This is a genomic window from Roseiflexus sp. RS-1 (assembly GCF_000016665.1).
Classification (GTDB): Bacteria; Chloroflexota; Chloroflexia; order Chloroflexales; family Roseiflexaceae; genus Roseiflexus.
Genome location: NC_009523.1, coordinates 4802411 through 4824489 on the forward strand (window position 1 = coordinate 4802411; position 22079 = coordinate 4824489).

Here is a 22079-nt window from a genome sequence, read left to right on the forward strand (position 1 = left end):
AAACCCGATCAGATGTGCAGCGCGCTCCGCTGCAACCTCTCCTCGATCCGCACCGAAACAGCGCGCTCCGCTCGCCGAAGCGACGCCTGTGGCGTTTGGCGGTGACCAGCATCACCTCATCACGCGCCAGGGCAGAGATGCAAAGGATCAGGCGATCCTGCCGCCGGGTCGTCTGCATGCCCTGCGCCATGCACCCGGTTGAACGGTATGCGGTTGATACGCGCAGAATCGCCACGCGGGCTTCCGCGAGGTCTGGCTTCCTGACATATGTGCGCAGACGTTGCCAGATGCCGGTTATGCCTGGGGATGGGAAAAGTCGTTCGTGGGTTCACCCCTTTGTTGCGCTACGGGTATGTCTTCCGCCTTCACCCTCAACGTCACAACGTCTGCGGAGGTTTTCGCGCGGCGGAAATACGCAGCAGCAGCCCGACCATCGCAAAGTTGATCAGCGTCGATGAGCCGCCGTAACTGACGAACGGCAACGTAATGCCGGTGAGCGGAATAAGGTGCGTCGCGCCGGCCATGATGATGAACGCCTGTGCAGCGATGGCGGTCGTCAGTCCAACGGCAAGCAGTTGCTGGAACCCATCACGCGCCTGCATTGCGATCAGGTACCCTTTGAGCGCGAAGATCGCGTAGCACACCGTCAGGGCGAATGTGCCCGCCAGCCCCAATTCCTCGCCGATTGCCACAAAAACAAAGTCGGTGTGACTCTCAGGAACCATGGTCGGGTCGCCCGCGCCGATGCCAGTTCCCGCCCAACCGCCGTTCGCCAGCGCGTGCAACGCGCGCACCATCTGGAAACCGATGCCGAACGGATCGGACCAGGGATCGATCCAGGCATTCAGACGCACGCGCACATGACTGAAGAGCGGGTAGAGCGCTGCTGCCCCAAGCGCGAATGCGAACAGTCCGACAGCGGCGTAGCGCGCCTGTCCGCTGACGACGTAGAGCATCGCCAGAAAGATCACGAAGAAGAGCAGCGCTGCGCCCAGGTCCTTCTGGACGATGATCAAACCAATCGTCGCCCCCCACATGATCACAATTGGCGCCAGGTACGGGAGTGGCGGCAGTTTCAGCGGACCAAGCCAGTAGACGCCGCGCCCGATCAGTTCGCGGTGGTCATCGAGGTAGGTGGCCAGGTAGATCACCAGCAGCACCTTCAGCAATTCAACCGGTTGCAACTGGAAGAACCCCAGGCTGAGCCAGAGACGCGCGCCGTTGCGTTCCACGCCGAAGAGCGCAGTGATCGCCACCAGCGCCAGACCCAGGAAGAGCCAGGTGTAGCGGTAGTGCTTGAGCCATTGCAGGCGCCAGGGAACGAAACTTGCCAGCGTGAGCACGGCTGCGCCGCCAAAGATCCAGATCACCTGTTTGAGGGCAATGCCGCTGTACACCTCGCCGTAGCGCTGTACCAGGTCCGGTTCCAGGCGACGCGCCATGATCATGCCGATGCCTGCCAGCAGTGCAGCGATCGGCAAGACCATCTGATCCTCGCCCCAGTCGCGCAGCGCAAGCGCCAGACTGATGGTGAGAAAAAGACCGGCGAAAGCGCAGATGATCGTCAGATCGACCCAGCGCACCCGACCGCTGGCGGTTGCGATCAGTGCGCCCAGGCTGACCGCAACGAATAGAAATGCGGTGATCAGGAGTTCGAGTTCGCGCACCCGACTGCCGAGCCGCGTGCGCAGGCGTGTGATCGTCGCCATTGCCGGTCCCTATCTCTCCAGTTCAATGCCGTAGGCGGCTGCAATTGCGTCGATCTGTCGCAGCGCCTCACGAGTCAACTCCGATGGCAGTTTGCCGCTCCGTTCCGCTTCGGTCAGATCGCGCCGAAGTTCGCGCAATTTGTCGCGCGCGCGCCGACTGTTGCCTTTGCCGATCTCGCGTTCGAACTCGTCCAGGGTGCGGAGCCACTTCTGTGCATCTTTTCCGGTGCGTCGGTCACCCGTCATCGGTTGCAGCAGGGCGCGCAGGTTGACGAGTGCATCGCCTGTAGCTGCTGGCGGCGCTGGTGGCGGCGGCGGCGGCGCGTCGGTGGGGGCGGGTGCGGTCGGCGGGGCTATCGGAGGCGCTTCCGTCGGCGCTATGGCGGTAGCAGGGGCGGCTGTCGGCGCGGGGAGCGCGGCGCTCTCATCACCTGCGGCGGATGGCGTCGCGGCGACAACAGGCGTCATCGGCGCGGCGACGCCGTCCTGCCCGGCGGGAGATGCGCCGCTGCGCATCGCCAGGATGGCGCCGACGATCAGCAGGAACGCGAACAGCCCGCCCAGCAGCGGCAGCAGCGATATGCTGCGACCGCGCGTTGCTTTCCCAGATGCGCCGGTAGAATCCGGCAGCAGCGGATCGTCGTGGTGCGACCCGGATGCAGGTTGCGGCGTTGCAGCGCCGGGTTGCCACGCAACCGTTGCCTGGCGATGGATGTCGGTGGTGGCAACCGGTGAAGAGCGCAGCGCTGCTGCATTTGCGCTCGCGAATGCGCGTTCCAGTGCATTGGCGAACTGCTCCGCCCGCTCGAACCGCGCCGTCGGGTCTTTCGCCAGCGCGCGCAGCACCACCGCTTCGACGGCGGGCGGGATGTCGGGACGCAGCGCGCGCAGGGGCGGCGGCGGCGTCTGAATATGCTGGATAGCGATACTCATTGGCGTATCGCCATCGAACGGAAGCCGCCCCGCCAGCATCTCGAACACCACCACCCCCAGGCTGTACAGATCGCTGGCGGGCGTCACCGGCAACCCCTGCGCCTGTTCAGGCGACAGATACCCCGGCGTGCCCACGACCATCCCGACCTGCGTCTGTTGAGACGGCGCCAGGGTGCTGCGGGCAATGCCGAAATCGGTCAATACCAGTGCTCCAAGCGCGTTCCACATGGCGTTGGCAGGCTTTACATCGCGGTGGATGACCCCGGCGGCATGCGCAGCGTCCAGGGCAGCGGCGAGTTGACGGGTGATTGCAACCACGTCGTCGGGCGGAAGAGGTTGACCGCTGCGCACAGCGTCAACGATCCGCTGTTCGAGCGTCGGTCCCGGCAACAGTTCCTGAACCATGTACGGTGTTCCGCTGTGGACGCCAAAATCGTAGATCTGGACGATATTGGGGTGGCGCAGATTGGCGATCAGGCGCGCTTCCTGCCGGAACCGCTCAACGAAGCCAGGATGGGCGCGCGCCTCTTCCGACAGGATTTTGATCGCTACAGCGCGCCCCAGGTTGTGATCGATCCCACGGTAGACGGTCGCCATCCCGCCTCTGCCGATCAGCGCCTGAATCTCATAGTTGCCGATGGTTGTTCCGATCAGGTCGAGCGGTGTGGTCATACATTACGACATGATGAAATGCGCCTGTACGCTCTCACTTTACCATGGAAAGAACGACACAGCGCTGCGCTTCTGTTACAATTTTGATACGCTTTGGTTAAGCACGAAAGGAGCGCGCCGGTGCGTGCCGTCTTCTCGCTTCCAACCGACGTTGCGCCGCGTGGTCTTCCGCCGGTGGCGGAGACGTTGCCGCCCGCGATTGAGCGACTGATTCGTGAGATCAACCCGGAGAAGATCATTCTGTTCGGTTCGTATGCGTATGGTCGCCCCACGCCCGATAGCGACGTAGACCTGCTGGTTGTTGTGCGATCCGATGAACCATATCGTACACGCTATATGCGCGTAGCAATGGCGCTATATCCGCGCCTTTTTCCTCTCGATCTGATCGTAAAGACGCCGGAGGAGATCGACGAAGCGTTGCAAACATGTTCTCCTTTCCTGCAAGAGATTTACACGCGGGGAATCTGTCTGTATGAACGAAAGTAACCCGCTGGATTGGGCGGCGAAGGCTGAAAGTGACCTCGATATGGCGCGTCGTGCATTGCGCGGCAAGATCAAACGCACCGATGCGGCAGTGTTCCACGCGCAACAATGCGCTGAAAAGTATTTCAAAGCTCTGTTAGTCGCCGGAGGTGTTGCATTTCCGCGAACACACGACTTGATCATCTTGAATCATCTTTGCTTGAGTAATGGCGTTTCGACCAATTTTGATGCACAACAGCTCGAATTTCTCTCGGGATTTGCTGTGCTTGCGCGTTATCCAGGCAGGGAACCCTCGTTCGAAGAGGCTCGCGAAGCCATTGCCATCGCCAGAAGCGTTCGTGCATTCGCGCGCCGCCGGTTGGGGGTGAAATAATATACAACGTTGAACGTTGAAGGTTGAACGTTGAACGTTCAACCTTCAACCACCCGCGCCAGGCACTGACCGGTGTACGATCCTGGCGTTCGCGCGACCTGTTCAGGCGTGCCGACGGCGACAACACGCCCGCCCTCCTCGCCTCCCTCCGGTCCCAGGTCGATCACCCAATCGGCGCATTTGATCACATCGAGATGGTGTTCGATCACCAGAACGGTGTTTCCCGCGTCCACCAGGCGCTGCAAGACGCGCAGCAACCGGTCAACATCAGCGACGTGCAGGCCGGTCGTCGGTTCATCGAGGATGTAGAGGGTGCGCCCGGTGGCGCGCCGACTCAGTTCGGTCGCCAGTTTGATGCGTTGCGCCTCACCGCCGGAGAGGGTGGTCGCAGGTTGACCCAGGCGAATATACCCTAACCCGACGTCGATCAGGGTTTGCAACTTTTCGGCGATGGATGGGACACGCTCGAAAAATGCCGCCGCTTCTTCAACCGTCATGTCGAGCACTTCGGCGATGTTCTTGCCCCGGTAACGAATGTCGAGCGTTTCACGGTTGTAGCGCGCGCCGTGACAGACATCGCAGGTGACGTACAGATCGGGAAGGAACTGCATTTCGATCTGCATCAATCCTTCGCCGTTGCAGTGCTCGCACCGTCCTCCGGGAATGTTGAACGAGAAACGACTGGCATCATAGCCGCGCGCGCGCGCTTCAGGCGTTTGCGCGAACAATTTGCGGATCGGGTCGAACGCCTTGGTGTAGGTGACCGGGTTGGAGCGTGGCGTGCGCCCGATGGGCGACTGGTCGATGTCGATCACCTTATCGATCTGTTCGATGCCATAGATTGCGTCGTGGGCGCCGGGGCGCGCGCGCGCGCCATGGAGCGCCTGCGCCAGCCGCGGGTAGAGGGTGTCGTTGATCAGGGTCGATTTGCCAGACCCGCTGACGCCGGTGACTGCCACCAGACATCCCAGCGGGATGGCGACGTCGATGTTCTTCAGGTTGTGCTCGCGCGCTCCCCTGATCATCAGGAATGCGCCGTTGCCGGGTCGTCGGCGGCGTGGCACGGCAATCGTGCGTTTGCCGGAGAGGTACTGTCCGGTAAGTGAGCGCGGCTCTGCCAGCACTGCATCGAGCGGACCGCTGACGATCACCTCGCCGCCGCGCTCTCCCGCACCGGGACCAATGTCAACGATCCAGTCGGCTGCGCGAATGATCTCTTCGTCGTGTTCAACAACCAGCACGCTGTTGCCCAGGTCGCGCAGTTGACGCAACGTGTTGAGCAGGCGCGCCGTATCACGTGGGTGTAACCCGATGCTCGGCTCGTCCAGCACATAGAGCGCACCGCTCAGCCCGGCGCCGATCTGCGTCGCCAGGCGAATGCGCTGCGCCTCGCCGCCAGCAAGGGTCGTCGCAGTGCGGTCAAGCGTGAGATACCCCAGCCCGACTTCATTTAGAAACCGGAGTCGGGCGCAGATGTCATTCAGGATTGGCGCCGCGATCTGACATTCGCGCACCGTAAGAGCATAGATGGACGAGCGCAGGTCGCTTTCGCGCGTCTCACGCCAGCGGGCGACCACCTCGTCAACGTCGGCAGCCAGTGTTTTCGCCCACGACCACGCTTCAGCGACAGGGAGCGCCGCCACCTGCGCAATCGTGTATCCGGCGACGGTGACGGCGAGCAGTTCGGGACGCAGTCGCGCGCCGTTGCATGCCGGGCATGTGCGCGGGGTCATAAACTGCTCAATCTGTGCGCGTTCGGTTTCATCGGTGCATTCCGCCAGACGACGGCGCAGACCGGGGATAACCCCCTCGAACGGCGCCTCAACCATGCGCTCTTCGCCGCGTATGTGGTAACGGAGTGGCATCACATCGCCGTTAGAACCGTAGAGCAGCGTAGCGATCACCTCCGGGCGCAGATCGCGCACTGGTGTGTGCAGTGAAAAACCGAGGTGCCCGGCGAGTGATGTCAGCAGATCGTCGAAGTAGCGGCGCTGCGCGCGACTGACGTTCGACCAGGGCGCGACGGCGCCTTCCGCAAGTGAACGGGATCGGTCGGGGATCACCAGTTCAGGGTCGAACTCCAGCACGCTTCCCAGACCATCACAGGCAGGGCAGGCGCCCGATGGATTGTTGAATGAAAAATCGCGCGGTTCGAGCGCCCCGATGGAAGCCGGTCCGTGCACCGGGCAGGCGTAACGCTGCGACAGAGTGAGTTCATCACCGCCGACGATCTGGACGATCACCACGCCGCCGCCGACCCGCAGCGCCGTTTCGACCGAATCGGCGACGCGCACGCGAAACTGCGTCTGTTGCTGCGAGGGATCGGCTGATGGAATGACCAGCCGGTCCACAACGACCTCGATCGTATGCGGACGATGACGGTCAAGGCGCAGGTCGTCGCCAAGATCGCGCACCTCGCCATCGACGCGCACACGGACGAACCCCTGCTTGCGCACCTGATCGAAGAGGGTCTGATGGTCGCCCTTCTGATCGCGAACGAGGGGCGCAAGCAGCAGCACGCGGCTGCCACCCGGCAGACCGAGGATCGTATCGATCATCTGTTGCGCCGACTGGCGCGTGAGCGGACGACCGCAGTGGATGCAGTGCGGTCGTCCAATCCGGGCAAACAGCAGTCGCAGATAATCGTAGATTTCGGTAATGGTGCCGACGGTTGAGCGCGGATTGCGCGCCAGCCCTTTCTGATCGATGGCAATGGCAGGCGACAATCCTTCGATGGCGTCAACGTCCGGCTTGTCGATCTGACCAAGGAACTGGCGGGCATAGGCGGAAAGCGATTCGACATAGCGACGCTGACCTTCGGCAAAAATCGTATCGAACGCCAGCGACGACTTGCCGGAGCCGGAGAGACCGGTGATCACCACCAGCGCATTGCGCGGCATGGCGACCGTGATATTCTTAAGATTATGGACGCGCGCCCCGCGCACCACGATCCGATCAGCAGACATAGCACTCGCGCCAAGACACAGGATCAGACGTGGGATGGTAGCACGGAACCGCGCAGCGATCAATGCCGCCTAGGCGAACTTTTCGCCACGCACCACCTGCACATCGCTTACATAGGCAATGACGGCATAGTTGGGAAAATAATGGTCTGCCATCGCATCCATAATGCGGTCGGCGACTTCAGGCGAGACCAGCGTTTCGATCTTGATATTGCCGCCCTGCCACTGACTGGCGTGAATCCCGCGCGTACCCTCGCCGTGCACCTCGGAGATGGTGTAGCCATGCGCGCCAAGCGCATGGATTTCGTGGATCAACCGATCCTTCAGCACCGGTTCGGCGATGATCGTCACCAATCGTACTGTCGTCAGTTTCATACACTCGCTCCTTTCAATGCACTCCATCGTGCCGCATCACATCCGTCCGAGCGTCGCGCCCAGCCAGCGTGCATATTCATAATACAACGGCAAGCCAAGAATGAGATTCACCGGGAGGGTAATGCCAAGCGATGATGTCAGATAAATGCTCGGATTCGCCTGCGGGAACGTGGCGCGCACGGCGGCTGGAGCGTCGATGTACGATGAACTTGCGGTAATGACTCCCAGAATGAAGGCGCCGTTAGGAGAAAGCCCCGCAAGCAGACCGAGCGACACGCCGATAATACCGTGGATCAGCGGCATGACCGTTCCAAAGACCGCCATAAACGGACCGACTTTGACAAAATCGCGCAACTGCCGACCGGCGAGCATGCCCATTTCGATCAGGAAGAAGACCAGCACACCGCGGAAGAGATCGCCGTAGAGCGGCTTGATGCGCGCAAACCCCTGCTCGCCGATAATCATGCCGATCAGCAGCCCGCCAAGCAGCAACACCACACTGCGCCCGGTGAGCGTATCACGGATGACCCGACCAAGATCGCTCTGTTGCGCCTGACTCACCCCCAGGCGCCAGCGGCCGATGAAGAGCGCCACAATGATGCCCCACTCCATCAGCGCCGCCAGCGCCGGGATGAACGCCTCGAATGTGTTCTGCCCTTCCGGCAGACGCTCGACAAACGAGATTCCAGCAACAAAGGTGACCGATGAGACCGAACCGTAATGCGCTGCAATGCCGGCGGCGTTGGGAATGTCGAACCTGCCGGGACCGCGCAGGATCAGAAGCACCAGGTCGGCACGGCGATTGCCAGAGCGATCGTTGCCAGCGCTGGCAGGATGAACGCGGACAGCGGTGTTCCTGCCAGTTCGACACCGCCATTCAAGCCGATTGAGAACAGGAGATAGACCGAAATGGCCTTGATGACCGGTTCGGGAATCTCGACTTCGCTCCTGATCAGCGTTGCAACAATGCCCAACACGAATGCCAGCACCAGCGGCGACAGCAGGTTGCTGCGGATGATCTCGACCGTATCCATACTCCCCTCAAAGATATATAAAGATAAAACGGACATCTCAGAATATATCAAAAAGCGCTATTTGCGTCAATATAGAGATTACAAAGATATAAAAAGACTATACCTTTAACGGATCAGGTTCCATCGAATGACGGGGAGGCATCAATCGGTATCGCGGCGCAGCATATATCCCTGGCCACGCACGGCGATCAATTTGCGGGGATGTTTGGGGTCGGGTTCGATCTTGTCGCGGATGCGCTCGATAATCTTCTGCAGCGCACTGTCAGACGGCGGGGAGACGGGCCAGATAGCGCGTTTGACTTCATCGCGGGTGCAGACGCGCCCGGCGTTTTCGCGCAGGAACGCATAGACCTCCCCTTCGAGGTGGGTAAAGGCGGGCGGCGTTGCCGGCGCTGCGGCGGGCGGCGGTGGAAGCGACGTCGAGGGCCTGTCCGGTTGATCCGACAGCGCCTGGGCGAAGATGGTCGAAGCGATACGCCAGCCGTGCCGGTCGCGCTGCGCCAGCCCACGGGCGTGGAGCGCCTCGAAGATCGCAGCCTCGTCGGGGGTTGGCGCACGGTTCTGATCGATCAGCGACTGGCGCGCGTCGACGGACGCTGTATGCGTCTCGGTCAACTCGCGCCACCAGGAGCGGCAGAGCGGGCGCGCCTCTTCGATGGCGGCGCGTTCGACGTCATCGGGGCTGCCGGTCGGATGGAGCCGCCACTCGTACACGTGCGCGGCGGCGATCAGGATCAACGTCAGATTGGCGCCGCCAAGCCGTCGGATCCAGGCGCGATCAGCGTCATTCAACTCTGGCGCACGTCCGAGCAGCGCAGCAATGTCGGCGTCATCAAGCCCCCCAATGAACAGCTCGCTGGCGAACAACCCCCAGAAGGAGGACGGCTCGCGTAACTCGCTCACCGGGTAGAGACGACTCAATGGTGTACTGGAAGTGACGACATAAGCGACACGATCGCCAATGTCGGGGTCCTGCGTCAGCGAGCGCAGGAAACTTGCCGTGTGGCGCGGCAGGCGCGCGATGCCTTCCACATTGTCAATCAGGAAAATGAAGGTGTGATCCCCCGTGCGACGGATGATGTCTTCGACCGTGCACTTAAGAGCATACACCGTATCAACAATGGCCGCTTCGGCGATGCCCTGATCGGGAAGGGTGGGGAGATCGTCGGGCAGGGCGAGCGCCTGCGCTGTGGCGCGCGCCAGATCACGCCAGAAATAGAGGGCGCCGTGGCTCTGAGAAGCGCCGAGATCGGCATAGGGACCCGCGTTGACGTAGGGGAAGACAAACCGTGTCGCGTCGGCGCAGATTGGGCGTGCTGCCGTCGAACTGCGCAGGTAGTAGAGCAGCGAAGTCTTCCCGCTCCGCGCATCGCCAACCACGGCGCAGCACTGCGGCGGCGCAGCCGTCAGACGCTCGCAGACTGCGTCGATGAGACTGCGCCGCCCGATAAAGAGACGAGGATCGATCACCGGTTTGCGGTTGCCGAATGGGTTCATACGCACGCCTGCGTTCTGCGACATTGCTGACAATAACTATACCACACTTCACGCAGGCGTGTCGATATATCGACTTCAGAAGACCAGCGTTGTTGCGCCGATGCAGAAATCCGCCATTTCTGCGATGCTCAGCACACGCACGCCTGGGAGCAGACCCTGATCGACGCTGAGCCAGTAGCGCTGGAGGCATGGCTGCGACAGGTACAACGTTCCGCCTGCTTTACGATACGCATCGCGCACTTCGCGCAACGGCGGGTATCCTGCTTCGTGCAGAGTGGCAGCCCAACCTTCCGCCGTTGCACACAACACTCCTTCACCGCGCAGTAGTACTGCTGCGTGACGTCCAGCAGTCAGCGCGGCGCTTGCCGTCAGAAATCCCAGGGTGACGGCGCCGGGATCACGCCCGGCATGGGTGATGATGATGACCAGTCGCGGCGCGGTCGTCATATCGGATCAGCATTCCTCCCATTGCAAACCGCCAATATACCTGTGCGTCACCTTACCGCTCGCGTCGAGCGCAAACAGGTAGAGCCAGCCGTTGTCGAGCAACTGCCGCACCTGCTCGTGCCTGGCAATAATTGCGGTCATAGCGTCGATCGGCGCTTCGATCATAACGTGCAGCCGCATCGGCTCGTGCACATACTTTTCGCCGTCGTGCACCGATTGCCACGGCAGTCCGACGCGCAGATCGCCAGCGTTGCCTTCGAGCACGCCGAGCGTTCCGACGACATTGTGCAGCGTCTTGTTGCCGCTGCCGAAGACCCGGTTATCCACCGTCGAACCGTAGTACTGGAGATTGATCCAGCTGGCGACGATCATCGGCGCCGTCATGATGAGTTCCAGCACGCCGAAGCCTTCGTCCTGCCGCCATTCGTAGGAATGCAGGAAGGAACGTCCATTCATCACCACCCCTGCATTACGATCGCGCGGGGCGACGATAAACGCTGCACACCCTGCCAGCCCCCATTCCGGGCGCACCTGCGACCAGTCTTTGCTCCGGCGACGAACCGCGCTATCGATATCCGTCTTTGTGCCGATTTTCAAGAGCATTGATCGCTCCGCGCGCGCCAGCCGTCCGGCTGCGGCAAGATCAGCTTCGAGCCGCTTGAGGTCGGCAGTATGACTCGCCGGAATATGGGCTTTGTCGAAAATCGTCACATCATCGGTGGTGGTGTCGTGCAGACCGGCCAGGAACACGGTGTCATCGGGGATGATGAGACCACGCTCTTTCAAGCCGGCACGCACGGCGGGATCGTTCAGAATCCGCACCGCCACCCGCACATTCGCCTCGCCGGTATGTCCGCCGCATGCACCGCAGTCCAGACCGGTTGCATGGGGGTTGTTGACGGTCGTTGAGCCATGCCCGGTCAGCAACACCAGACGTGCGAAGTTGTTCGTCAGCGACATCGCTTTGAGCGCCCCTTCGGCGGCTGCCACCCGCTGTTCCAGCGTCATGCCGGTTGTGCGCCCTCCAAGGGTACGCGGTTCGAGACTGGGCGCGACGCGCTCGCGCGTGTGCGCATCCAGCCCAAACGTTGCCGGATGTGGCACAGGACGGGTGATCCCCAACGTATCCAGCGCCAGCTTCCGCACGTATGCCAGACCGACCGGACCGACGAACCCGAAGCAGGAGATTGGTGCGAACTTGAACATTCGCCAGGCTTTGGCAACCCGCTGGTTCTGTGCGCGTTTCTCGATAGCGGCGTTCACGTCGCGCTCAGACGCGCCGTCGACCGATTCGGCAATAACGAACTGCGGCGTCAACAGAACCGGGCACTGCGCGCCGCCGCGGGTCTCTGCCAGCGGCACATACTCGATCGGGAAGCCGAAGAACCCTGCGAAACCGATCGTCTCAATCTCGTCGGTCACCGTCTCAAGCGCGCGCCGGAAAATTTCAGAGCGCACATCGATGCAAAATGCCGCCTGCACCCGCTTGCGTGCAGCGACTCTGGCCGGCGTCGTTGCGCCGAGCTGTGCAAAAAACTGACGCTGATAGGCTTTCTCAAAGGCTCGCTGGAGCAGGAGATCACCGGCGAGCGCGCGCTGGAGCGCCGGGTCAGGGCGATCGTTGACATATTCGCCTGCCATTGAGCGCCATACGTCAGCCACTCCCTTGCGCGCGAAGCTGTGCCAGAGCGCCACTTCCCAGACCAGCCGGATCGCCAGCAGATCGGTCAGCGTGTGGTCTTCACCGCCGTAGAGTTCGGCGTCCCAGCGAAGATAGCGGGCATACGCCGCCCATCCGTGAATGCTCAACAGGAGTCGGTGCAGATATGCTTCAAGCCCATTGATCGGAATGTTCAACTTCTCCACTGCGGCGACAATGGTCTCCATTGCCGATTCCGGCATTTCGCGCAACGCCTGACGAAAGCCATGCACGCCGCGCGTCTGTGGTGTGCGGTCGTGCGCAGCCTCGGCGCGCCACGCAGCATACGGCGGCAGATGTTTCCACGGCGACCGCCAGTAGGACTGACCCAGGTCGAAATAAGCGCCAGCCCAGGTTGAGATCAGGTCGGTTACGACATCAGCCCAGTTGATGCCGGTCACCTTGCGGGCTGCATCGGCGACCGTCGGCAGGATCGGGAACGTCGGCTCCGGCTCATCGCCCAGGGCGAACGCCTTGAGCGCCGCCACGTTTGCGGGAGCGCCGGGAAATGGGCTTCCCCCGGCTAATGCCGCTTCGAGATCCGCATCGGTGATGCGGCCGCTCCGGATCGCCTGCGCGTAGAAGGAGCGCGGGGCCGTCATCCGCGCACCCGCCCGCCGTGCCAGGATGTAAGCGGCAGACTCGAAGGAATGATCGATCAATCCCAGGTATGGATTGACGGCGACAAAATAGCGCAGGGGCCACAGGGGAGCGATGCGTTGTTCGGCGCGCCGCACCGCCTCTTTGATCGTGTCAATAGCCGGAGCGTATGTCGGCGCGGTGCGTGCAGGTCGGGTCTGAACGTCAGCCATTTGCATATTCATGGGTGCTTCCTCCAGATAATCATTTCATCAATCAGCGAGCCAGTCGAACTGCGTCCATGAACCGGTCGAACAGAGCGTTGGCGTAGAAGCCGTTCTTAAGGTGAACATAGAGCGCCTGCCAGACGGGGCGGTTGACCAGCGCGGGCAGCCAGGCGCTGAACGCCATCACGATGCCGAAGATGACGACTGCCACCACGATTGCGATCATCGTTGCCATATTGAGCGGCGGGTAGACCGCCACTGCTCCGCCGAGCAACGCTTCTGCGGTCACTTCAAGGGCGAAGAAGGCGAGGGTCACCAGCGCCGCCATCAGCATCGTGCGACCGATCACAGGAAGAGGCGCCCTGGCAGTGTTGCCCTTCACCAGCAAATAGGCGACAGCGATCATGAATATCGTGATCATCGCAGTCTCACCCGGACGCTTGGTGATGTCGATGCCGAGCGCAGTCGCAACTGCCAGAAAGATCGCGACCGCTGCCGCCATATTCACCAGGAAACTGAGCGGATGCGGCGGTGTGTCCAGTTTCTGGGCGCCGGTATTCCGCACATACTCGATGATGCTGCCGGATGACAGGAAGGCGTGCGCCTTGTAGCAGGAATGGGCGATGAGATGCATCATGGCGACCGTGTGCGCGCCGAACCCGCACAACATCAACATAAAACCCATGTGCGCAGCGCTCGAATAGGCAAGCGAGACTTTGACGCTGCTCTGGGTGATCATTGATGACGAGGCGAAGATGGCAGTGAAACCGCCGATCACAATCAGCATGATCAGCGCCGGGGTCGACAGAAAGACCAGTTCGCCGAACCGCACCACCAGAAAGATGCCTGCGTTGAGCAGACCGGCGTGTAGCAGCGCCGACACCGGGGTTGGCGTTTCCATCACTTCGAGCAACCAGCCGTGAAATGGGAACATCGCCGATTTCAGTGAAGCGGTCACCACGATCAGTATTGCGGCAGCAGCAACGCTGGCGGGAACGTTTCCATCCGCAAGCGCTGCAGCCGCTGCTGCACGGATCATGCCCAGATCGGCAGTGCCAAATGCCTGCACCAGCAACACCGCAGCGACGATCAGACATGCATCGCCAATCCGGGCGGCGATAAACTTCTTGCGGGCGGCCCGGATCGCACGCGGGCGCTCAGGATAGAACACCAGGAGTTCGTGCAGCGCGAGGCTCATGCCGATCCACGCCAGCACTAATTGCCAGAGATTGCCGGACAACACCATCAGCAGGACGGCGCCGACGGTCAGGTAGAGGCGGATGAAAAAGAGTTTCTGGCGCGGATCGCCATCAAGATAGTTGCGGCTGAACTGGATCAGCAATGTTCCCAGCAATGTCACCAGCCACGACATCATGACACTCAGCGCATCCAGGCGCAGCGCAATGCCCGCTTCGCCGACGCCGATCAGCGGGCTGACAATTGGACCGGACGTGAAAACAACGATCCCGATTGCAATCAACAGCAAGAACGAACCTGCGCTGACAGCACGCCCGAGTTGGAAGGTCAGATCAACCGACCGTACCAGGTTGATCGAAGCCATGAGCGCCACCACGAACAGTGATAGCGGCGCAAGATACGCGATAAGCGCCAGATTGCCGATCATCAAACCGTCCATACGAAGTAGTCCCTCCCTCCTGTCTTTTCACTCTTGTCGGTAGCCTGAAACGAAACGGCGCTCCCTGGCGGAAGTCGCCGGGTGTGTTCCTGTGGCGTGATCTGCGAGAGGTGCATTGCGCTCAACAGTCTGGAGATGAAAATATCAGAAATTATCGTAAATGTCAATATAAAGACATATTGACATCCAAAAAACTCTTTTTTTGGCGGATGTTCCCCGACCTATGGCGGGGAACGTCCCCTCTTCGCAAGGGTGGCGTTCGTGGGAGCGATGAGTAATGTTCTACGTGCGTAGTGACAACCCGTACATCTCTTCGTATAATGGGACGAAGGAATATGCAGGGCGCATCGCGCCGGAGCGTCGATATGTCTGATCGAAAGCGTCAGAGCCAGCCGCCAACACAAGGAGGAACAGGAGTGAACATCGCAGGACGAACTGTTGCTATCGTGTTTGTGCTGCTGATCATCGCCGGGTTGGGTGCGGCAACCGCGCGGTTTGTGCAGGTTGACGAAGGGCAGCGTGGCATCATCGTGACCAGCGGCGCCGTTGAGGGGATACAGGAGCCAGGGATCTTTTTCCGTCCCTTTGCGCCCTTCACCCGTGTCGAAATTGTCAATGTCCGTCGTCAGACGGTGACACTGAGCCAGAATGTCGCCAGTAGCGACAAACAGTTGTACGATATCGACATCCAGGTCGATTACAGCCGCAAAACCGATCCGGCGTTGCTGCGGCAGATGTATGCACGGATCGGCACCAGCGACGACCTGCTCCGGACACAACTCGACGGATTCATCGCCGATGCGCTCAAGAGCGCCAGCACGCAGTTCTCGCTCGACCAGGCGCTCTCTGACCGTGGCGGTTTTGCGCAGCGCATTCGCGCCAATCTGACGACGCCGCCGGGTCCGGGGCAGGAGAGTCCTGCCGATCAACTGTTCGTTGTGATCGAGGCAGTCAAGGTGCTCGATATCAAGGTCAGTGAGGAGTACGCCCGTCTGCTTTCCGAAAAGGCGAATCTGGAGGTGAAGATCGAAACTGAGGAGCGTCGTCGCCAGCAGATCGAGGCGGAACAGGCGAACAATCTGTTCCAGGCCGAGCAGGAAGCGCGGGTGGCGCTGACCCGCGAGAAGGGAAAGACGGCAGCCGCACTCGAGGAGGCGAACCGCGAGGCGCAGGTGCGCGCGATCCAGGGACGCTACTGGCGCGAGAATCCAGAACTGTTTGAACTGCGCATCCGTGAATTGATGGTCGAAATGTTGAAGAGCGGCAATGTCTGGTTCATCGACCCGAATACCAACCTCACCCTGTTGCTGAATCAGATGGCGACCGGCACAACAGTCGTGCCCAACCCGTCGTCGGGGCAGCGCACCTCGCCGCAACCGACGCCATCCCAGCCAGCGTCGCCTGAGCAACCATCGGCGCCAGCGACGACGCCGTAAGTGCCATGGCATATCTGATCTGGACAATCACAGGCGTGCTGGTGGCGGCGCTGCTCGGCGCGGCGCTGTCGCACTCTATGTACGGGAACATCGCTCCATCGACGCTGGCAGGCGTCTTTGGCGCACTCCTCGGCGGCATCATCGGCAGCGGCATCGTCCACGCCGATCATACGGTGACGCTGCCGGGCGCTCTGGGTGCAGTCATCGGCGCGTCGCTCTTCGTCCTGATGAGTCAGGCGCAGTCAGGCGCTGTGAGTCGGCGGGTGGGGCGAGGCAACCCGCCCACGCCTGATGATTGATTGGGTGCTGGTGATGTGCATGCTGCCGTCCATTTCTTGAGCACGATCCAGAGTGATATCGTTGTTTCGATGACGAATCAGACAGAGTCGGGGCACGTCATGCCGTGCCCCGACATGTTCGACAAAGCTTAGTCATCGTGTCCTATCGAAAGGATGCGGTGTGTCTCATATTTAGAGCAGTTCCCACAGAGGTTGAACCAATTGGACAAGGTTGAACGCTCCCAGAATCGCGCTCCCCCCACAGCGACCGAAATGAATGTCGGTCTACGCTCTGCCGGAAACGGGCGCCTCGCGCGACACGGCAAGCGGGCTTCGCCCTGGATAGCCGAGGGCTTATCGTAGGCGATAGGCACAGGCGATAGGCGATGGGCGATAGGGTCACCGTTGGAGTTCGCATTACGCGCAGGCAGGCTGTGCCTCGCCTGGAAGAGGGCTTATGGTCTTTGCAGAAATAATCCGTCATAGCCCGCGCAGGCGGGCTTCGCCCTGGATAGCCGAGGGCTTTAGCCCGACGGCAAAAGGCGCATAATTGCTATAAATGCTCAATCTCCATCAGCCCGCTCCTTCGCGCGGCGTCAGTGCTCCAGATGGTAGGGCACGCTGGTCACAACCTTGCCTCGGCTGAAGAAGAGCGCAGCTTTGAGTTGTAGCCCGGTTTGATTGTGCAGGATGTACTGCCACCATTTCGACGGTACGAATTCCGGCAGGATGATCGTCAGCACATCGTCGTCGTAGCGCGCCTCAACCTCATCGATGTACTGGAGCAGCGGTTGCATCAGTGAGCGGTACGGCGATGGCAGAATGACCAGCGGAATGCCGCATCCCCACTCGTTCCACTTGCGCCTGATTTTTTCGGTGTTTTCGGGATCGAGATCGACATACACCGCCGTCACATTGTCGGGCGCGATCGACAGCGCGTACTGGAGCGCCGGAAGCATGCCGCGATGGACGCCGCTGATGAGCACCAGCGCGGTGTGACGGCGTACCGGCGATGGACGGGGCGCGTCCGCCAGCGAGAGTTGCCGGGCGACCGCCTGATAGTGTTGGTGAATGTTCAGCAGCACTGTCACCATCAGCGGGATCAGCAGCAGCACTGCCCAGGCGCCTTCGCGGAACTTCGTGATTGCCAGCACCAGCATCACGATGCCGGTCATCACGGCGCCAGCGCCGTTGATCAGCGCGCTGCGGCGCCAGCCTGGCGTCCGGAGTCGCCACCAGCGGCGCACCATGCCTGTTTGTGAGATGGTGAAGGAAATAAACACGCCGACGGCGTAGAGCGGCAACAAAGCCTGTTCGCGCGCGTGGAATGCGACTACCAGGATCGATGCGATCAGTCCAAGCACAACGATGCCGTTGGAGAAGACCAGTCGGTCGCCGCGCTGGGTGAACTGGCGCGGGAAGTAGCGATCACGGGCAAGGAAGTATGCCAGCCGCGGGAAATCGGCGAATGCGGTGTTCGACGCCAGCACCAGGATCGCCATGGTTGCGATCTGGAGCAGGAAGTAGAACGGAGAGCCGGCGCCGAAGATTGCGCGCGCCAGTTGCGAGTTTGCCGTTTCCGGCTCGCTGCTGCCGTCGGGAATGATGTGGTACGCATTCGCCAGCACGGTGATGCCGAGAAACATAGCGATCAGCAGCGCCGCCATGATTGCAAGGGTGATCGCAGCGTTGCGCGCTTCTGGTTTTTTGAAGGCAGGGACGCCGTCGGCAATGGCTTCAATGCCGGTCAGCGCCGTGCATCCGGCGGCAAATGCGCGCAGTATCAGAAACAGGGAGAGCGCTCCGACGCCGTCAGCCAGGTGCGGCGTCGCTGGCGGCGGCGCGGGGGTCACATGCCCGGTGACGATGTTGAACAGCCCTGTGCCAATCAGAAGGAACATGCTGGCAACGAAGGTGTATGTCGGAATGGCGAACATCGCGCCCGATTCCTTGACGCCGCGCAGGTTTGCCAGGCTGACCAGTCCGATCAGTCCGACTGCCAGTTCGACGCGGTATGGTTCAAGCATGGGCCAGGCTGATGTAATCGCCGCCACGCCCGCCGACATACTCACTGCGACGGTGAGAATATAGTCGATCAGGAGCGCCGAGGCTGCGGTGAGCGACGGGATCGTTCCCAGGTTCTCACGCGCGACGATGTAGGTGCCGCCTCCCTGCGGGTACGCTTTGATCGTCTGCATGTAGGAAAATGCGACCGTCATCAGCAGGACGGCAATGCCGAGCGCAATCGGTGTGGCAAGCCAGAGCGCGGCTGCACCGGCCGCCGAAAGCACGATCAGGATCGCTTCGGTGGCGTATGCCGTCGATGAGAGCGCATCGGAAGAGAAAACCGCAAGCGCCAGGCGCTTGGGCAATCGTTCGTGGACTAACTGTTCGTTGGCGAGCGGCTGGCCAACGACCAGACGTTTGAGTTCGGCAATCATATACTTTTTGTTGCCCTTCGCTACGGAGTGCGATGGGATTGGGTTCCGACGTGAGTTGTCAAATAAAAACGGTCTGCGCTGCGGGGATCTATCGTCGCCGATCACCGCGCGCCGACCGCGCTGTTTACTTTCCGAATACTGGTTTGGGCGTCAGGGACGCCGAAGGTTGCTTCCTCGCTTCAATGTTTTATGATAGCGCCAGAATCATAGCACGCAGGACGCTCCCTATCAAGAGTGGAAACAGATCCTGCGCAGTGTTGGTATCGCTACTCTTCGAGAACGTCAGCCAACACCCCGGCAAGGTGATCGGCGCGTCTTCCGGTTCCATCGGCGATCTGCTGGCGGCAACTGGTTCCCATCGCCACAATCGTCGCGTCGGCAGGCAGCGAACGGATAGCCGGGAAGAGCGCGCGCTCGCCGATCTTCTGTGAAATGACGTAATGTTCCACTTCGTAGCCGAATGAACCCGCCATGCCGCAGCATCCGCTATCGACTTCATGCACCTCCGCGCCGGGGATCATGCGGAGGAGCGCCAGCGCGTGCTGGCTGCCGATCAACGCCTTTTGGTGGCAATGACCGTGGAACAGATACCGGCGCGGCGCCTGATCCGGTTGCTTGAAACGCAGCGTCGCGCGACCGGTGCGAACCTCACGCGCCAGGAATTCGTCGAACAGGAACGACATCTGCGCCAGTGTTGCAGTGCGGGGATCGTCCAGCAGGTCGGGATACTCATCGCGGAAGGTCAGGATGCAACTCGGTTCAAGACCGATGATCGGAATCCCGGCGGCGGCATACGGTCCCAGGGCGTCGATCTGACGCTGCGCCAGCGCCCGTGCTTCCTTCAGCAACCCCTTCGAGATCTGCGGACGCCCGCAGCAGACGCGGCGCGTCGGCAGGAGTACGCGGTACCCTGCCGCCTCCAGCACGTGCACCGCAGCCTGCGCAACGTGCGGGTCGTTATAGTCGGCGAATGTGTCAGGGAAGAGGACGACCGAAGGACGATCGGCGCCGACCGGCGTCGGTCGTTTCTCGAACCAGCGATGGAACGGCTGATCGGCGAATGGCGGCAGACGACGGTGGCGGCTGACGCCGATCAGCCGTTCGGTGAGCCAGGGGACGAATGGCAGCGCCAGTGCGCGGTTCGCCAGCGGCGCAATCCGACTGCCGAGTTCATTGATGGTGCGAATGCTGCCGAACAGTCGTGATCGCAGCGGAATGCCGTGGCGATCATAGTAGATCGAGAGCCACTCGGACTTCAGACGGGTCATATTGACCCGTGACGGGCATTCGCCGGTGCACCCTTTGCACTCCAGACACAGGTCCATCACTTCTTTCATGCGTGCGCTGGTGAGCGCATCGAGCGGAAGCGCTCCGGAGAAGACCATCCGCAGCGCGTTGGCACGCCCGCGGGTCGAGTGTTCTTCGTCGCGCGTCACCATGTAACTGGGGCACATCGTGCCACCCGCCACTTTGCGGCACAGACCGTTGCCGTTGCACAACTCGACCGCACCGACAATGCCGCCGGTGTCGCTGAAGCGAAAGTGGGTATGCAACTGGATCGGATGATACGATGCGCCATACCGCAGGCTGGCATCCATCGGCGGCGCTTCGACGATCTTGCCGGGGTTGAGAATGTCGTAAGGGTCGAACGTATGCTTGATCTCGCGAAAGGCTTCGTAGAGGGTATCGCCGAATAACTCGCGGTTGAACTCAGCCCGCAGCATCCCGTCGCCATGCTCGCCGGAGAGCGCCCCGCCGAATTCGATCACCAGGTCTTTGATCTGTTCGGCAATTGCGCGCATCTTGCGCACATCCCCCGCGTCCTTCAGGTTGAGGAGCGGGCGGGCGTGAATGACGCCAACGCTGGCGTGCCCGTAAAAGGCGACCCGCACCCCGTGCGCGTGGCAGATGTCGCGGAACCGGCGCAGGTAGATGTTCAATCTCTCTGGCGGAACCGCGGAGTCTTCGACAAACGTTTCGGGTTTCAGGTCGGGTGAGAGCGACTGGAGCAGCGGCAGCCCCGCCTTGCGCACTGCCAGTACTGCGCGTTTGCGCTCAGCAGTGAGCACAGGGGTCATTGCCTGGTAATGCCCCCGCAGACGCTGTTCCAGGCGATCCAGATGCGCGCGCACGTCATCGCCGGTCTCGCCGAAGAACTCCACCTGCAACAGCGCACCCGGCGTTCCCTGCACGAACATCGCCAGATACTGCGCGTATTCGTGCGACTTGCGCGTCAGGTCGAGCAGAATATCGTCCATCAATTCGACGGCGGCAGGTTCGCACTCCAGGCAGGGAACCACTGCATCGAGCGCAGCGTCGAGCGTGGCAAACTCCAGAATCGCAATCGCGGTATGTTTGGGACGGGGAACGAGGCGCAGCCGCGCCGCCAGCACGATTGCCAGCGTGCCCTCCGAGCCGACGATCATGTTCGCCATGTTGAACCGTCGGTCGGGGGAACGCGAACCGAACATAATACCGTAGCGGGTCTGTCCCTCTTCGACGACTGGCACGAACGCATCGAGATTGTAGCCGCCGACGCGCCGCAGCACTTTGGGATAGCGACGCGCAATCTCGTCGGCATGGTCGTGCGCCAGACGCGCAACTGCGCGGTAGATCCGTCCTTCGAGTTCGGGGTTGCTCAGCCTGGCACGCAATTCCGTTTCATCGAGCGGTCGGAAGGTGGTGATACTGCCATCGGACAGCATCACCTTCAGTTCCAGCACGTGGTCGATGGTTTTGCCGTAGACGAGTGAATACATACCGGACGAGTTGTTGGCGATCATCCCGCCGATGGTTGCGCGGTTCGACGGCGAAACATCGGGTGCAAACATCAAACCGTGCGGCGCCACTTCTGCATTCAACTGATCGAGGATGATCCCCGGCTCGACCCAAGCCCACTGTTCGGCGACGTTGACCTCCAGCAGGCGGTTCATATAGCGAGTAAAATCGAGGTGGATGGCGCGCCCCACCGCCTGCCCCGCCAGGCTCGTACCGCCGCCGCGCGGCAGGATCGGGAGGCGACGGAGGCGCGCCAGGCGCACGACCGCTGCAACGTCCTCTTCGTCCCTGGGTAGCACCACCCCCAGCGGCTCGATCTGATAGATGCTGGCATCGGTCGCATAGATAGCGCGCGAGATCGCATCGGTGTGCACATCACCCTTGACGCATTCACGCAATTCAGCAGCCAGATCGGCGTAATTCATCAGGGAGCATCCTTTCCGGTTATGCCCGGCAAACTGTTCAGGATCGCCAGAGGCGTCGATGGGGCGACAGATGTGCCGCGCTGTGCGCGGCGAG

At 61.4% G+C, this 22079-nt stretch carries 14 protein-coding genes and 1 pseudogene; 4 read left to right on the forward strand and 11 right to left on the reverse strand.

Annotated elements, in window-relative coordinates:
* Positions 1-377: 377 nt before the first annotated feature.
* Positions 378-1709, reverse strand: coding sequence for an FtsW/RodA/SpoVE family cell cycle protein (locus tag ROSERS_RS19810; protein WP_011958538.1), 1332 nt, complete (start codon positions 1707-1709; stop codon positions 378-380).
* A gap of 9 nt (positions 1710-1718) precedes the next feature.
* Positions 1719-3314, reverse strand: a complete 1596-nt coding sequence (locus ROSERS_RS19815; protein WP_011958539.1) for a serine/threonine-protein kinase — start codon at positions 3312-3314, stop codon at positions 1719-1721.
* Between the two features lie 120 nt (positions 3315-3434).
* Between ROSERS_RS19815 and ROSERS_RS19820 the strand changes: the two genes are divergently transcribed.
* Positions 3435-3800, forward strand: a complete 366-nt coding sequence (locus ROSERS_RS19820) for a nucleotidyltransferase domain-containing protein (protein WP_011958540.1) — start codon at positions 3435-3437, stop codon at positions 3798-3800.
* A complete protein-coding gene (locus tag ROSERS_RS19825; protein WP_011958541.1) occupies positions 3787-4170 on the forward strand; it encodes a HEPN domain-containing protein in 384 nt (127 codons plus the stop codon). The genes ROSERS_RS19820 and ROSERS_RS19825 overlap by 14 nt, the downstream gene beginning before the upstream one ends.
* A 38-nt stretch (positions 4171-4208) precedes the next feature.
* On the opposite strand, the gene uvrA is transcribed toward ROSERS_RS19825, so the two are convergent.
* From uvrA to ROSERS_RS19860, 7 genes and pseudogenes are all read right to left on the reverse strand, one after another.
* Positions 4209-7136 carry an excinuclease ABC subunit UvrA gene (gene uvrA / locus ROSERS_RS19830; protein ID WP_011958542.1) on the reverse strand — a complete coding sequence of 976 codons (2928 nt, stop codon included), beginning with the start codon at positions 7134-7136 and terminating at the stop codon, positions 4209-4211.
* A gap of 69 nt (positions 7137-7205) precedes the next feature.
* Positions 7206-7508 carry a P-II family nitrogen regulator gene (locus ROSERS_RS19835; RefSeq protein ID WP_011958543.1) on the reverse strand — a complete coding sequence of 101 codons (303 nt, stop codon included), beginning with the start codon at positions 7506-7508 and terminating at the stop codon, positions 7206-7208.
* Positions 7509-7544: 36 nt separating this feature from the next.
* Positions 7545-8578: pseudogene (locus tag ROSERS_RS19840) on the reverse strand (sodium-dependent bicarbonate transport family permease).
* A 105-nt stretch (positions 8579-8683) separates the two neighbouring features.
* Positions 8684-10039 carry a winged helix-turn-helix domain-containing protein gene (locus tag ROSERS_RS19845; RefSeq protein ID WP_232282685.1) on the reverse strand — a complete coding sequence of 452 codons (1356 nt, stop codon included), beginning with the start codon at positions 10037-10039 and terminating at the stop codon, positions 8684-8686.
* A gap of 75 nt (positions 10040-10114) precedes the next feature.
* On the reverse strand, positions 10115-10486 hold the full coding sequence (locus ROSERS_RS19850; RefSeq protein ID WP_011958545.1) for a DsrE family protein: 372 nt from the start codon (positions 10484-10486) through the stop codon (positions 10115-10117).
* 6 nt (positions 10487-10492) lie between these two features.
* Positions 10493-13003: a YbcC family protein gene (locus ROSERS_RS19855; protein ID WP_083763382.1), complete on the reverse strand. Its 2511-nt coding sequence runs from the start codon at positions 13001-13003 to the stop codon at positions 10493-10495.
* A 37-nt stretch (positions 13004-13040) separates the two neighbouring features.
* Positions 13041-14627, reverse strand: a complete 1587-nt coding sequence (locus ROSERS_RS19860) for a proton-conducting transporter transmembrane domain-containing protein (protein WP_011958547.1) — start codon at positions 14625-14627, stop codon at positions 13041-13043.
* A 365-nt stretch (positions 14628-14992) separates the two neighbouring features.
* Between ROSERS_RS19860 and ROSERS_RS19865 the strand changes: the two genes are divergently transcribed.
* Together ROSERS_RS19865 and ROSERS_RS19870 are read left to right on the forward strand one after the other, a co-directional pair.
* On the forward strand, positions 14993-16063 hold the full coding sequence (locus ROSERS_RS19865) for an SPFH domain-containing protein (RefSeq protein WP_157041165.1): 1071 nt from the start codon (positions 14993-14995) through the stop codon (positions 16061-16063).
* A gap of 5 nt (positions 16064-16068) precedes the next feature.
* Positions 16069-16362: a hypothetical protein gene (locus ROSERS_RS19870; RefSeq protein ID WP_011958549.1), complete on the forward strand. Its 294-nt coding sequence runs from the start codon at positions 16069-16071 to the stop codon at positions 16360-16362.
* A gap of 575 nt (positions 16363-16937) precedes the next feature.
* On the opposite strand, the gene ROSERS_RS19875 is transcribed toward ROSERS_RS19870, so the two are convergent.
* Complete coding sequence (locus tag ROSERS_RS19875) at positions 16938-18782, reverse strand: APC family permease (RefSeq protein ID WP_011958550.1); 1845 nt, start codon at positions 18780-18782, stop codon at positions 16938-16940.
* Between the two features lie 266 nt (positions 18783-19048).
* On the reverse strand, positions 19049-21985 hold the full coding sequence (locus ROSERS_RS19880; protein WP_011958551.1) for an FAD-binding and (Fe-S)-binding domain-containing protein: 2937 nt from the start codon (positions 21983-21985) through the stop codon (positions 19049-19051).
* Positions 21986-22079 lie beyond the last annotated feature (94 nt).

Coding starts and splice junctions, on each gene's coding strand:
- ROSERS_RS19810 (WP_011958538.1), bottom strand. CDS start 1,709: ATGGCGACGATCACACGCCTGCGCACGCGGCTCGGCAGTCGGGTGCGC.
- ROSERS_RS19815 (WP_011958539.1), bottom strand. CDS start 3,314: ATGACCACACCGCTCGACCTGATCGGAACAACCATCGGCAACTATGAG.
- ROSERS_RS19825 (WP_011958541.1), top strand. CDS start 3,787: ATGAACGAAAGTAACCCGCTGGATTGGGCGGCGAAGGCTGAAAGTGAC.
- uvrA (WP_011958542.1), bottom strand. CDS start 7,136: ATGTCTGCTGATCGGATCGTGGTGCGCGGGGCGCGCGTCCATAATCTT.
- ROSERS_RS19835 (WP_011958543.1), bottom strand. CDS start 7,508: ATGAAACTGACGACAGTACGATTGGTGACGATCATCGCCGAACCGGTG.
- ROSERS_RS19845 (WP_232282685.1), bottom strand. CDS start 10,039: ATGAACCCATTCGGCAACCGCAAACCGGTGATCGATCCTCGTCTCTTT.
- ROSERS_RS19850 (WP_011958545.1), bottom strand. CDS start 10,486: ATGACGACCGCGCCGCGACTGGTCATCATCATCACCCATGCCGGGCGT.
- ROSERS_RS19855 (WP_083763382.1), bottom strand. CDS start 13,003: ATGCAAATGGCTGACGTTCAGACCCGACCTGCACGCACCGCGCCGACA.
- ROSERS_RS19860 (WP_011958547.1), bottom strand. CDS start 14,627: ATGGACGGTTTGATGATCGGCAATCTGGCGCTTATCGCGTATCTTGCG.
- ROSERS_RS19865 (WP_157041165.1), top strand. CDS start 14,993: ATGTCTGATCGAAAGCGTCAGAGCCAGCCGCCAACACAAGGAGGAACA.
- ROSERS_RS19870 (WP_011958549.1), top strand. CDS start 16,069: ATGGCATATCTGATCTGGACAATCACAGGCGTGCTGGTGGCGGCGCTG.
- ROSERS_RS19875 (WP_011958550.1), bottom strand. CDS start 18,782: ATGATTGCCGAACTCAAACGTCTGGTCGTTGGCCAGCCGCTCGCCAAC.
- ROSERS_RS19880 (WP_011958551.1), bottom strand. CDS start 21,985: ATGAATTACGCCGATCTGGCTGCTGAATTGCGTGAATGCGTCAAGGGT.